Annotated in this window: 13 protein-coding genes; 9 read left to right on the top strand and 4 right to left on the bottom strand. The window is 70.1% G+C overall.

Annotation, left to right across the window (positions count from 1 at the left end; genetic code table 11):
- Positions 1–18: 18 nt before the first annotated feature.
- Positions 19–681, bottom strand: a complete 663-nt coding sequence (locus tag EAF64_RS12925) for a class I SAM-dependent methyltransferase (RefSeq protein WP_129069412.1) — start codon at positions 679–681, stop codon at positions 19–21.
- Positions 681–1577, bottom strand: a complete 897-nt coding sequence (locus EAF64_RS12920; RefSeq protein ID WP_129069411.1) for a thiamine-phosphate synthase family protein — start codon at positions 1575–1577, stop codon at positions 681–683. The genes EAF64_RS12925 and EAF64_RS12920 overlap by 1 nt, the downstream gene beginning before the upstream one ends.
- Positions 1578–1847: 270 nt before the next feature.
- Between EAF64_RS12920 and EAF64_RS12915 the strand changes: the two genes are divergently transcribed.
- Positions 1848–7052, top strand: coding sequence for a S8 family serine peptidase (locus tag EAF64_RS12915; RefSeq protein ID WP_129069410.1), 5205 nt, complete (start codon positions 1848–1850; stop codon positions 7050–7052).
- A 223-nt stretch (positions 7053–7275) separates the two neighbouring features.
- Here EAF64_RS12915 and dcd read toward each other — a convergent pair whose 3' ends face one another.
- Positions 7276–7866, bottom strand: coding sequence for a dCTP deaminase (gene dcd, locus EAF64_RS12910; RefSeq protein ID WP_129069409.1), 591 nt, complete (start codon positions 7864–7866; stop codon positions 7276–7278).
- A 93-nt stretch (positions 7867–7959) separates the two neighbouring features.
- Here dcd and pth2 point away from each other — a divergent pair, with 93 nt between their 5' ends.
- The 5 genes from pth2 to EAF64_RS12885 all read left to right on the top strand — a co-directional run bounded on the left by pth2 (position 7960) and on the right by EAF64_RS12885 (position 11864).
- A complete protein-coding gene (gene pth2, locus EAF64_RS12905; protein ID WP_129069408.1) occupies positions 7960–8298 on the top strand; it encodes a peptidyl-tRNA hydrolase Pth2 in 339 nt (112 codons plus the stop codon).
- A gap of 100 nt (positions 8299–8398) precedes the next feature.
- The gene (locus EAF64_RS12900) at positions 8399–9037 is read left to right on the top strand and encodes a phosphoribosyltransferase (RefSeq protein ID WP_129069407.1); all 639 of its coding nucleotides are present in this window, start codon (positions 8399–8401) and stop codon (positions 9035–9037) included.
- A gap of 93 nt (positions 9038–9130) precedes the next feature.
- Positions 9131–10510 carry a tRNA pseudouridine(13) synthase TruD gene (gene truD / locus EAF64_RS12895; protein WP_129069406.1) on the top strand — a complete coding sequence of 460 codons (1380 nt, stop codon included), beginning with the start codon at positions 9131–9133 and terminating at the stop codon, positions 10508–10510.
- A 48-nt stretch (positions 10511–10558) separates the two neighbouring features.
- Entirely contained in the window at positions 10559–11050 is a 492-nt protein-coding gene (locus tag EAF64_RS12890; protein ID WP_129069405.1) for a hypothetical protein, read from the top strand.
- An 88-nt stretch (positions 11051–11138) separates the two neighbouring features.
- Complete coding sequence (locus tag EAF64_RS12885) at positions 11139–11864, top strand: DUF2103 domain-containing protein (RefSeq protein WP_129069404.1); 726 nt, start codon at positions 11139–11141, stop codon at positions 11862–11864.
- A 9-nt stretch (positions 11865–11873) separates the two neighbouring features.
- Here EAF64_RS12885 and EAF64_RS12880 read toward each other — a convergent pair whose 3' ends face one another.
- Positions 11874–12434 (bottom strand): hypothetical protein, encoded by a 561-nt coding sequence (locus EAF64_RS12880; protein ID WP_193767672.1) that lies wholly within the window; start codon positions 12432–12434, stop codon positions 11874–11876.
- A gap of 84 nt (positions 12435–12518) precedes the next feature.
- On the opposite strand from EAF64_RS12880, the gene EAF64_RS12870 reads away from it, so the two are divergent.
- The 3 genes from EAF64_RS12870 to EAF64_RS12860 are packed head-to-tail and all read left to right on the top strand — an operon-like array spanning position 12519 to position 13193.
- Positions 12519–12797, top strand: a complete 279-nt coding sequence (locus EAF64_RS12870) for a 50S ribosomal protein L37ae (protein WP_129069402.1) — start codon at positions 12519–12521, stop codon at positions 12795–12797.
- Positions 12797–12931, top strand: coding sequence for a DNA-directed RNA polymerase subunit P (locus EAF64_RS12865; RefSeq protein WP_077205698.1), 135 nt, complete (start codon positions 12797–12799; stop codon positions 12929–12931). The genes EAF64_RS12870 and EAF64_RS12865 overlap by 1 nt, the downstream gene beginning before the upstream one ends.
- A gap of 1 nt (position 12932) precedes the next feature.
- Positions 12933–13193 (top strand): KEOPS complex subunit Pcc1, encoded by a 261-nt coding sequence (locus EAF64_RS12860; protein ID WP_129069401.1) that lies wholly within the window; start codon positions 12933–12935, stop codon positions 13191–13193.
- The last annotated feature ends 31 nt before the right edge of the window (positions 13194–13224 follow it).

Raw genomic sequence — 13224 nt, 5'->3', positions numbered from 1 at the left:
CGAGTGGAAAAAACGTTCCTAAACGCGCCCGGAGAGCAAGCCGAGATAGCCGCCGGCGAACGTCTCGTAGCAGCGCTCGTCGGTCCGGGCCGCCAGCGCTGTCCGCCCGGCCCCGACCCGGCGCTCGAAGGCCGCGGTCACGGGTTCCTCGGGCCAGCCCCAGCCCGGCGAGCCGGCCCAGAGGAACGCGGCGAACGCGAGGTCGACCGGGGCGGCCAGGGGGTGGTCGCTGCGCTGGAAGTTCAGGACGGCGACGCGGCCGCCGTCCCGGCACAGGTCGAGCCAGCCGTCGACGACCGCCGTGGGGTCGCGGAACAGCCCGAGGACGAAGGTTCCGAGGACGGCATCGACCGGTCCCGAGATCGGCGGCTGGGTCGCGTCGCCGGCACAGAAGTGCGCGTTCGTCCAGCCCTCGGCCGCCGCCCGCGCGCTGGCGCGGTCGAGCAACGGGCGGGTCACGTCGATCCCGACGATTCGACCGTCCGGGCCGACCTGCTCGCGCAGGAACGGGACGTTCGCGCCGGTGCCACACCCCATCTCGACGACGGTGTCGCCCGGGGCGAGATCGAGTGCCGCGGCGGCCCGGCGTCGCCAGGACCGGACGCCCGGTGCGGTCGCCAGTCGGTCGTAGAGGTGGGCCCACCGGCCGTAGAACTGCCGCACCCGGTCGAGGTCGGACATCAGAGACTGTCCCGGAGCCGGCCCGCGACCGTGGGGGCGTCGGGGCCGAGCACGTAGATCACGGGTTCGATCCCGAAGCCGCCCGCCTGGTAGAGGACGTCGGCGTCGGGGTTGGCCGCCAGTGCGGCCGGGATCGCCTCGTCGATGCCGGCTTCGGCGTCGAACTCGACGGTCGTGTATCCGCTGGATTCGAGCGCATCGACGATGGTCGGGTCGTAGCGGACGTTGAGCGCGGCGCGGGCGTCGCTGCCGTGCTCCCGGGCGGTCAGGAGGACGCTGGCGACGTACTCGCTGACGCCGAACTCCGGTTCGGCGGGGATCTCCGGGCGCCCCTTCAGGTCGATGATCCGGCCGGGCACCGCCACCACGTCCTCGATGCCGGTGGCGTCGGGCAGGGCCTCGACGAGGTTCGTCCCCACTGCCGGGATGTACCGGGCGAAGTCCGTCGTGTTCTCGATCACCGTGAGTCCCCGGCGGACAGAGGCCAGCGCCTGTTCGGCGACCCGCACGTCGCTGTCCGGATCGTGCACGTCGAACGCCCCGCCGTAATCGGCCAGTTCGGGCACCTCCTCCTGGTGCAACTGGGCCAGCACGTCCCCCTGTTCGAGTTGCCGGATGACGACCTCCGCCTCGACGAGTGCCTGGACGGGACTCATCTTCCCGTCGGTCAGGCCGTCGCCGAGTCGCTCGACCAGGTCGACCACCCGCTCGTCGGTCAGGAGCCGTTCGTTCCGTGCCACTTCGCCGTGGACGTACTTCGAGACGGCGCTCTGACTGATCCCGAGAAGGGCGGCCACCTCGCTCTGGGTCAGCCCCCGATCCCGTAACTCCTCGGCCAGCATCGATCGGAGAGTCGGGAGGAACTCCTCGACCACCACCTCCTCGATGAATCTCATTGCCCGCACCTGCGAGTCCCGGCGTCTTAAAAACCCTGGCGCCCGTCGTCGTCGCAACTATCCCGACACCCAACGGCGTATTATAAAAATAACAATATAGTTTAGATACTGCTAGGAAATATGCAGAGGGGAACTCAGAGCGATTTTGAGCGGCTGATGTGACGAGTTGGCAAGTAATTCACTACCAAGAAATATTATATATCTCAAAAATAGTCGAGTAGAAAACAATAACTACCGGAGGTGTCGAACAGCGGACACGGTCCCGTAGAGATGGTCGCAACATACCGGTGGTCGATCGTAGTCGGCGTCGTACTGTTCGTGAGTCTCCTGGTCGGTACGGCGGGTGCAGCGCCCGGTGCTGGGTCGCCGGCCTCGGCCCAGAACCACACTGTGGCTGCCAACGAGTCGGCGGGGCATCCGCGCGTCCACGACGATTTACTGGGTGGAGCACGCGGGTCGGCCGCGACCGCGGGCTCGGCAGCACGCACTGAGGACGGCACGAGGCTGATCGAGGCGACGGTCGTGGCCCGGCCGGGCGGTGCCGACGCGGCCGCCGCGGCCGTCCGCGCCGCGGGTGGGGCCCTCGACTCCCGATACGACGGCGAGTTGCAGGTCACCCTCCCCGCGCCGGCGCTGACGCGGGTCGCGAACGACTCGACTGTCCGGGTGATCCGACCGCCGGTCCCCGTGGCCCCCACGACCGTCGAGGGGTTGCCCGCGATGAAGGCCGGACGCGTCCACGACGTCGGGTACGACGGGACGAACGCGACCCTCGCCGTCGTCGACACCGGCGGGTACGACCTCGACAATCCCGCGTTCGGCGATCAGGTCGTTGCGACGCGGGACTTCTCGGGCAAGGGTATCGAGGGCGGTGCGGGCTCACACGGGACGAAGACGGCGGAACTGGCCGCCCGGACCGCCCCCGGGGCCGACGTGGTCCTGGTCCGCATTCGCACCACGACGGACCTCAAGCGGGCAGTCGACTGGTTGCGGTCCTCGACCGACGTGGACGTCGTGTCGATGTCGCTGGCGTGGCCCAACACTGCGGGGCCGCTCGACGGTACCGACGACATCGACCGGAAGATCGGCGAGTTCGTCGCAGACGGGGGCGTCTGGCTCACCTCGGCGGGCAACTACGCTAACGGTCGCCACTGGAACGGCTCCTGGCGGGACGCGGACGGCGACGACGTGTTGGACCTCCCCGGCGGTGGCTCGGTCGCGGTCGACCCACCGGGCAGCGGATCGGCGGACATCTTCGTCAGCTGGGACGACTGGGACACGCCCGACGAGGACTACGACGTGATGCTCGTCGACGAGGAGGGGACCGTCCTGGACCGCTCGACGAACACGCAGGACGGCACGACCTTCGGCGCCTGGGAGCGGGTCACGGTCGACGCGGGCGACTCGAACCCGCGGCTCCGGATCGTCCACCGCTCGGGCGCGCGGGACGCCGAGTTCGACGCCTTCACATTCGGTCGCGCGCGCTTCCACCCGAGCGACGCGACACGGAGCCTGCTCATCCCGGCGGCCAACCCCGACGTGATCGCCGTCGGTGCGGTCGGTCACGACACCCGTCGGCTCCGGGGCTACTCATCGCAGGGGCCGACCGTCGACGGCCGCCGCAAGCCCGACGTGGTCGCCCCGGACGGCGTCGGGACGGACGCAGGCTGTTGTTTCTACGGGACCTCGGCGGCCGCGCCCCACGCCGCCGGCGTCGCCGCGCTGGCGCTGGCCGCGAACGACACGCTCTCGCCGGCCGACCTCCGGGCGGTTCTGCGGTCGACGACTACGAGCGTCCGGAACGGCGAACCCACCTTCGCGACCGGATGGGGGCTGGTGAACGCGACCGGTGCGGTCGGGGCGGTCGAACGGGTCGCACCCACCGTCACGAACGCGACGCTCACCACGGAAACGGACGGCTGGCTGGGCGTCGACGACGCGCTCGACGTGACGGCGACGGCGACCGACATTTTCGGCCTGGCCACCGTCCGGGCGAACGGCTCCGCGCTCGACGGCGGGACGGTCGCGCTGACCGACGACGATGGCGACGGCACCTACGAGGGGACCCTCAGGGTCGGCGCGAACGCGACCAGCGGCGAACCGGCGGTGACCGTCACGGGAACCGACCTCGCCGGCAACACCGACGCCAACGCGACCGGGTCCGTCCGCGTCGACGCCACCGCACCCACCGCGACCGCGCTCGGCCTGACCGACGGGGACGGCGACGGGACCGTGGGCGACGGTGACGTCCTCACCCTCGCGGCGACGGTCGTGGACGACCACGCGGGTGTCGAAACCGTCGATGCCAATGCCTCGGCGTTCGGCGTGGAGACGGTCGCACTGACCGACGGGGACGGCGACGGCACCTACGACGCGACCGTTTCCGTCGACGGAAATAACGCGACTACGGACGGGGAGTACGGGGCCACTATCACGACGGCCGACGCGGTCGGTAACGAGCGCTCGGCGGCGACCGGGACACTCACGCTGGATACACCGCCCAGTATCCGGAACCTTACCGTTCGGACCCTCGCGGGCCGCACCGTCGAACTGGGTTTCGACTCCTCGGAGTCGCTGGCGTCGATCAGGGCCAGCATCGACGGTCCCGCGACCGCAACGCTGACCGCAGGCAACTTCTCCAGCACGGACGGGCGTTACACCGCGACGTGGGACGCCGAGACCGACGGGACCTACGCCGCGACGCTGGCTGCAGCGGTCGACGACGCGGGCAAGGACGGCGCTGACGGCCAGTCCGGGCAGGCCGTCGTCGACACGACGGCACCGACCCTGTCGAACCTCGATCTCGCGGACGCGACAGACGGTGACGGGACCGTGGGTGACGGTGACGAGCTCGTGATCGCCGCGACCGTGAGCGACGCCACCGCTGGAACTGCGAGTGTCACTGCAAACGCCTCGGCGTTCGGTGCGGGGACGGTCGCGCTGACCGACGGTGACGGCGACGGCACCTACGAGCGGACCGTTGCTGTCGACGGGAACAACGCGACGACGGACGGCGACTACGCCGTCGCGGTCGCGGCGACCGACACGGTCGGTAACCGGAACGCCGCCGACACGGACTCCGTCGCGCTGGATACGCCGCCTCGGATCACGAACCTCACCGTCGGGAATCCGTCGGCACAGCGCGTCGACGTCGGCTTCGACTCCTCGGAGCCGCTGACCGCCATCACCGCGAGCATCGACGGTCCCGCGACCACGACGCTGACCGCGACCGACTTCTCGGACACGGCCGGTCGCTACACCGCGACGTGGGACGCCGGAACAGACGGGACCTACACCGTGACGCTCGACAGCGCGACCGACGCGGCGGCCAAGGACGGTGCGAGCGCCCAGTCAGACCAGGTCGTCGTCGACACGACCGCACCCGCGCTGACGGCACCGACGCTCGCGGAGACCACTGAGGCCGACGGCATCGTCGGCGACGGCGACCGACTCGCGGTCAGGGCGACCGTCTCCGACACGACGACCGGCATCGCGAGCGTCACGGCCGACCTTTCGGCGTTCGGTGCGGAGACGGTCGCGCTGACCGACGGGGACGGCGACGGCACCTACGACGCGAGGGTCACCGTCGACGCGCGTCGGGCGGCCGCGGACGGCGAGTTCGCGGCCGAGATCACCGCGATAGATGCGGCCGGTAACGCCGCCAGCGCCACGACCGCGACGGAGACGATCGACACGACACCGCCGTCGCTGGCGGTCGGTCTGCGGGACCTCCTCGCCGACGACGGCCGGGTCGAGGTCGGTGATCGCGTCGGGATCACTGCCACTGCGAGCGACGCGACGACCGCGGTGACGAGCCTGCGCGCCGACGCGTCCGCGCTCGGCGCTGGCACCGTTACCCTCACCGACGGCGACGGGGACGGCGTCGCCAACGCCACCGTCGCGGTCGCGAGCCAGGGGCTGGTTCCGGACGGCGACGCCACCGTCAGCGTGACCGCGACCGACGCGGCCGGCAACGAGAACCGCGAGACGACGCCCTCCCTTTCGGTCGACTCGCCGCCGGCGATCCGGGAGTTCTCGCTCTCGACGCGCCCGAACCAGCGCGTCGTAATCACCGTCCGCGCCTCCGAGGCGCTCGGGACGCTCCGGGTCCGCCTCGACGGCGAGATCGGCACGACGCTGTCGACGGCGGCGTTCACACGGCCCGGATCGGAACCACCCCACACCTACCGTGCCGTCCGGTCGACTGGGTCCGCCGGCGACGTCTCGGCGACGCTCCTGAACGCGACCGACGAAACCGGCCACGACGGCGCCAGCGGCCAGTCGACGAGCGTCTCCGTCGCTCCGGCCACGCGGGGTGGCGGTGGCAGTGGCGGCGGTGGTGGCGGTGGCAGTGGCGGCGGTGGTGGCGGTGGCAGTGGCGGCGGTGGTGGCGGTGGTGGCGGCGGCGGTAGCGGTGGCGGTGGTGGCGGCGGCGGTAGCGGCGGCGGCGGTAGCGGTGGCGGTGGCGGATCGGGAGGTGGCGCGCCACCCGATCCGCCGGCGTCCGTTCGGGTCGGCCCGACGGGTCCGGGCGGTGCAGCGGCGAGCGTCACCCGCGCCGACCCTGGCGAGACGGTGGCGCTCCCCCTCGAAGTCGCCACTGGGGACGAGCGTCTCAGTCTGGACCGGCTCTCGGTGACCGCGACGGCGCGAGCGTACGACGTGGCGGTGACCGCCTCGACGAGCGCCCCCGACGGCGTCCCCGAACCGACTGGTTCACTCGGCTTCATGACGGTCGATCACTCCGTCCCCGACCGGAACATCTCGGGCGTGACGTTCCGGTTCGGCGTCGACGCGGCGACGCTCACCGAGCGTGGGACCGATCCGGATTCGGTCACGCTCCTCCGCCGGACGAACGACTCGTGGATCCGATTGTTGACCGCCCACAGCGGCGTCGAGAACGGCACCCACCGCTTCGCGGCGAACAGTCCGGGGCTCTCCGTGTTCGCCGTCACTGCGCCCGCGGCCGCCGACCTCTCGGTGACGAACGCGACGGTGAACCGGTCGACCGCCTCCCGGGCCGAGCCTGTCGGCGTGACCGTCACGGTCGAGAACGACGGACCAGTGAACGTCACGCGTGCACTGGCCGTCACCGCCAACGGGACGGTGCTAGCCAACGAGAGCGTGACCGTGCCGGCTGGCGACCGACGGACCGTCACCGTCCCCGTCGAGTTCGCCCGGACCGGGACTTACGGCCTCGCCGTCGGGAACGTGACCGCCGGCATCGTCGAGATCACCGTTCCCATCGACACCCACGAGCCTGCGGACCAGGCAGGGACGACACCCTCCCAGTCACCTACCACTGGGCCCACCACCGAACCGAGCGCCGGACCGGGCCGCGACCCCGATTCCGCGACGCCGACGCCCGACCGCCCCGGGACCACCACCGACGCCACGGGCCCCGGGTTCTCGTCGCTGGCGGCGCTCGCGGCACTGTTGCTGGCTGGACTGGCGGCGCGACGGCGACGAACCTAGTTCCCTGATCCCCGCCTCACTCTCCTCGTTCTCGGCGACGACTCCCGAGCGCGAAGCGGAACACGCTTCGCGCTCAAACCTGGTCGCCTCCTCACTCCCCTCGTTCTCGGCGACGACTCCCGAGCGCGAAGCGGAACACGCTTCGCGCTCAAACCTGGTCGCCTCCTCACTCCCCTCGTTCTCGGCGACGACTCCCGAGCGCGAAGCGGAACACGCTTCGCGCTCAAACCTGGTCGCCTCCGAACTCGTGATCCCCCTGAATCTTCGACGCCTGCGGTCCCGACTGGTCCTGATACTTCGACCCGCGCCCTTCCCCGTAGGGCCGATCGGCGGCTGTCTTCAACTCGGTGAAGGTCAACTGGGAGATCCGCATGCCGGGCGTCAGCGCGACGGGTGCGGTCCCCAGATTCGAGAGTTCGAGCGTGATCTGACCCTTGTAGCCGGGGTCACAGAGACCCGCTGTCGCGTGCACCACGATAGCGAGCCGACCCAGCGACGAGCGCCCCTCGACGTGGGCGATCAGGTCCGGGGGAATCTCGACGCGTTCGACGGTCGTCCCGAGGACGAAGTCGCCGGGGTGGAGGATGAACTCGTCGCCCTCGTCCACGTGGGTCTCGTCGACGTACTCGGCGACTTCCTGTTCGCTGTTGGGGTGGATACAGGGGATGTTGGCGTGCTGGAACTCCAGGAACTCCCGGCCCAGCCGCAGATCGACGCTCGCGGGCTGGACCTGCAGGTCCACGTCCTCCAGCGGCTCGATGACGAGGTCGCCCTCGGCGAGCCGGTCGAGAATATTCGTGTCCGAGAGGATCATATCCGTACCAGCGGGACCACCGGTCTAAAAATGACCGGCTTTTCGCGACGGCCAACGGTCAGACCTATTGTCGCCGGCCCGCTCCCCGAAGACATGAAACAGGCAATCGTCGCACGCGCGGACGTGGGGATGGGCCAGGGCAAACTCGCCGCCCAGGTCGCCCACGCGTCGCTGTCGGCCTACGAGGACACACCCGACCGGACCCGCAGGGAGTGGAAAGGCGGGGGGCAGAAGAAGGTCGTCCTGCAAGGCGAGAGCGAACAGCAACTGTTCGAGTTGGCCGACAGGGCCGAACGCGAGGGACTGCCGAACGCCGTCGTCCGGGACGCCGGGCACACCCAACTTGACCCCGGCACGGTCACCGCGCTGGCGGTCGGGCCGGGCGACGAGGACGCCGTCGACCGCGTGACAGGCGAGCTCTCGCTGTTCTAAGGCCTCGCCGGCGTCCCGTACGCGACCGGTAACGTCACCGGAGCGAGCGGCAGGGAATCGGCACGGACGCCTTTGCACGTTGCTCTCGTCTGTCGAAGTGATGTTCGCCGACAGGATCGACGCGGGCGAGCGACTCGCCGACCGACTCGTGGACGAGGACGTGGCTGTCGACCTCGTCCTGGCGATTCCACGGGGCGGGCTCCCGCTCGGGCGCGCGGTCGCGGACGGACTCGACGTTCCGCTGGACGTGGTGGTCGCGAAGAAACTCGGTGCGCCCGGCAACGAGGAGTTCGCTATCGGTGCCGTCGCCAGCGACGGGAGCACCTGGTACAACGACGATGCCATCGACCGACTCGGCGTGAGCGGCGCGTACGTCCGCGAGGAGTGGCAAGCACAGACCGCCGCCGCACGGCAGAAGGCGGCGACCTACCGGCAGGGGGAACGGCTCGGCGAACTCGACGGGCAGGCGGTCGTCGTGGTCGACGACGGCGTCGCGACGGGTTCGACCGCCCGGGCGTGCCTGCGACAGGTGCGCGAAGCCGGGGCCGACCCTCTCGTCTTCGCCGTCCCCGTCGGGCCCCCCGACACCGTCGAGGCCCTGCGGGACGAAGCCGACCGGGTCATCTGTCTGGACACGCCGCGGCACTTCCGCGCCGTAGGCCAGTACTACCGGAACTTCCGGCAGGTTCCCGACGAGGAGGCAATGAGGTACCTCGACCGGGACGAGGCCACGACGTGACCGAGTCCGAAGCCCGCGCCGCGGATCTCCAGGCTTTTGTCGGACCCGCACCAACCCCGGAGCCATGACGACCGATTTCCGGGTGGGTGGCTGATGCGCGAGGCCGAGCCCGTCGAGTACGCCGTCGGAATGGAGTACTACGTGAGCGACGCCGACGGCGTCGGCGGCCGCCTGCGCGCCGACCCCGAGGACTTCCGGGTCACCGAGATCGAAGCGTTCGAGCCCGAACCGGTCGACGCCGACCCGGGCGCGTACCCGCACGTCCTCCTGCGAGCGACGCTGTCGGGCTGGGACACCAACGACTTCGCGAGCGCCCTCTCGAACGCACTGGAATCTAGCCGCGAACGCATCTCCTGGGCCGGTACGAAGGACAAACACGCCGTCACGACCCAGCTGTTCTCGGTCGTCGACGCCGACCCCGAGACCACCGCCGACGTGACCCTCTCGGACGCCGACATCGACGTGCTGGGTCGGACTGGTCGTCCGATCTTCTTCGGCGATCTCGCCGGCAACGCCTTCGAGGTCACAGTTCGCGATCCCGAACGGCCGGATCTGGTCGACGCCATCACAGGGGATCTCCGTGCCTTCGGCGGCGCAGTGGGTGAAGACAGTCCCGGAGACGACGAGGGTCCCGTCACCGTCGGCGTCCCCAACTACTTCGGCCAGCAGCGATTCGGGAGCCACCGCCCGATCACCCACGAGGTCGGCCTCGAAGTCGTCCGCGGGAACTGGGAGGCCGCCGTGCTGGCCTACGTCGGCCGCCCGTCGGAGCGCGAACCCGAGGAGACCCGGACGGCCCGCGAGCGCGTCGAGGAGGTCGCGGCGGACTCGCGGGACTGGCAGGCCGCTCTCGACGCGATGCCGGGCTATCTGAACTACGAGCGAGCGATGTTGCACGAACTGGTCGACCGCGACGCCGACGAGCCGGAGGACTTCCGGGCGGCCCTGGAGACGATGCCGAGCAATCTCCAGCAACTCGTCGTCAACGCCGCCCAGTCGTACGTATTCAACCGCATCCTCTCGGCACGACTGGCTCGCGACATGCCGTTCGACCGCCCGGTCGCGGGCGACGTGGTCTGTTTCACCGACAGCGACGCGCCGGCCGAGTTGACGGTGCCCGACACCGACCGCATCCAGCGCGTCGACGAGAACCGGGTCGACACCGTGACCCGTCACTGCGAGCGCGGGCGGGCGTTCGTCACCGCGCCGCTCGTGGGGACCGAGACGGAACTCGGCGACGGCGAGCCCGGCGAGATCGAACGTGAGGTGCTGGACGAGGTGGGGATCGAGCCTGCCGACTTCGACCTGCCCGGGGAGTTCCACTCGACGGGGACCCGGCGGGCGGTGCTGGTGCGGACTGATCTGGAAGTCGAGCGCGACCCGCTCTCCTTCTCGTTCGCACTGCCGAAGGGGAGTTACGCGACGGTCCTGTTGCGGGAGTATCTGAAGGTCGATCCGGGGGATCTGGGGTGAGCCGACGCGTCGAAACCACTAATTCGTCTCCAGTGTTCACCGCCGACAGTGCAAGCGACACGACCCGCCCTCGCCCTCCTCCTCGCGTTCGCGCTCGTCACCGCGGGCTGTAGCGCCTTCCAGCCCAGCGACTCCCGAACGGCGACGTTCGAGAACCGGGACTCGACGGCGTACAACCTCTCGGCGTACGTCGTGCCTAACGTCGACGACCGGTCCGACGTGCTGTTCCGCGCGACGACGGACAACCGTAGTGACGGGCTCTTCGCCTACGCAGAGGTGCAGTGGGCGCACGGCTACCGCAACGTCACCGTCGACGACGGCGTTCGGAGCGAGCGAGTCACGCTTTCGCCCAACGAGACCATCCCGGTCACGATAGAGAACGTGACTGCTGACGCGGCGGTGGTCTACGTCGTCGAACGGTCGAACTGGTCGCTGGTTCACGTGGGCTTTCCGTTCTGTGACGGAGCGAACAGCGTCGAGGACTACCACCTCACTCTCAGCGGCGGCACGGGTACGAGCTGGTCCCACGGCTGTCGGTAGTCCAGCGGCCGAGACGCGCCTGGCCGTCCCTCGCTCGCCAGCGACCCGAACCGTCTCGCTTATCCGGTCGAATCTCCGACACGGTGACATGGAGTGTCGGCAGTGTGCCAGCGAACTCGACCGACCGGGCGACTACTGCCTGGTCTGTCGAACGGCCAACGCCGACACGGTGGTGCTCGACCTCGCGCGCGACCGGGCGACGGTGACGACGCTGCTGGACGACGAGACCGTCAGCCAGCGGACGATCACCACGACGCCCGAGGACCCCGACGGCGAGGCCGACGTGATCGAGTTGCGCAACTTCGCCGGCCTGATCGCCGACGAAGTCCGGCGGAAACGGCCGGAGGAAGTGTACGCGACGGGCGATAGAACTGTGCTCCGTGCAGTTCGCGGCCAGCTCCACTACGAGTTCTACCGCGTGACCGGCGACGACCCCGTGCGGGCCGTGATCGAGCGGAAGGGACGGCCGGCGCTGGAAGTGGTCGAGGCGTCGACGGCCGACATCCTCGGGGGCTCCCACACCACGCTCATCGGCGAGCGCGCGGGCAAGCAGGCCATCGAGACGGTCGCGGGTCACCCCCACGTCAAGAAGATCATCCCGGGCCCCATCGACGCGAGCGGGTCCGGGTCGCGGGGCGGCGTCCGCGCGAAGGCCACGCGGGCCGACGCCAACGGAAACGTCCGTCTGCTGATCCGGGACGGATCCAGCGTGCAGGAGAATCGCGTCGTCACCACGGCGGGCGACCGCGAACTGGGCGAGCAGGTCCGGGCGGACCTCAACGACGCGCTGGGCGAGGCCGGGTTGCGGGAGTGAGTGCCGCAGTCACCTCCGACGTCTCCCCACGCCGCGTGCGTCGAGCGCCAGTGGGACCACGTGAAGTACCGCGACGACCGAGTAGCCGCCTCCATCTCCGCCCGTGACGCTCGCAGCGCCGAGGCCCACTGCGACGGTACAGGCGAGCGCCGCGGCCGCGTATCCCAGAGTTCGCGCCGGCCGTCCGGCCCGTCCGAGCGCGACCGCAGTCCAGGCGTACCCGAGCGTCAGGTCGGAGAGCCAGACGAGGGGGACCGTTCCCGCCGGTGCGCCGACCGAGACCGCCCACAGCGTCACGGCCGTCGCCGTGCCGTTGAGGACGCCCCAGCCGAGCAGGGGTGTCGAGAACCGCACCGGGTTCGTCGCGTGACGGGCGATGGCGTACACCATTCCGGCGACGGGGAGTGCCCACCAGACGAGTGCGAGGAGCCCGGCCGCCGGCGTGTCGAGCCACGCGAGAGCCGCGGTGCCGGTCCAGCCCACGAGCCCGAGTGTCGCGCCGAGCCGGAGCAGGTCCCGTTCGTTGACGCGGCCAGTGGTCGGGAGGCGCTGGGCGAGGCGAGTGGCCACGTCCGGTGGAACGGGTCGATCGTCAAAGCGTCGTCGGTCGAACACGCAGGGTTTATGAGCGGGCTGTGCCGATACAACGGTACTATGGCCAAAGACAAGGCACGGACGGGGAGCGCCGGCCGGTTCGGCGCTCGCTACGGCCGCGTCGCACGACGCCGCGTCGCGGACATCGAGGACGAGATGCGCGACGAACACGAGTGTCCGGAGTGCGGCAAAGACAGCGTCGAGCGCCAGGGCACTGGCATCTGGCAGTGTGGCTACTGCGACTACAAGTTCGCGGGTGGCACGTACCGCCCCGAGACCCCCGGTGGCAAGACCGTCACGCGCTCGATCCGCGCGGCCCTGTCCGAAGACGACGAGTAATGAGCTACAAGTGTTCCCGCTGTAAGCGCGACGTGGAGCTGGACGAGTACGGCGGCGTCCGCTGTCCGTACTGTGGCCACCGCGTCCTGCTGAAAGAGCGCAGCCGCGACGTGAAGGAAGTCGACGTCAACTAGCGTGGCTCGCGCCCACGACGCCGTTCTGGAGTTCACGTTCGAAGACGAGCGTCGTGCCCGAACCGTCGAGCGAAGCGTCCGGCCCGAGGTCGGTGCCATCGCCGGCGACCGGACCGCAGCGACGCTGGACCGCGAGGCTGCGACGGTGAGGGTGACCGTCGAGGCCGACGACCTGGTGGCGCTCCGGGCGGGCATCAACACCTGGTCGACACTCGTCTCCGTCGGTGAGCGGGCCGACGTGGCCGCCTGTGGCAGTCTCTGACACCGTCGGTACGCTTATCAAACGCTTCGAC

Origin of the sequence: Halorientalis pallida (assembly GCF_004118325.1) — an archaeon.
GTDB classification, from domain to species: domain Archaea; phylum Halobacteriota; class Halobacteria; order Halobacteriales; family Haloarculaceae; genus Halorientalis; species Halorientalis pallida.
This window is presented reverse-complemented; position numbering and strand designations above follow the sequence as displayed.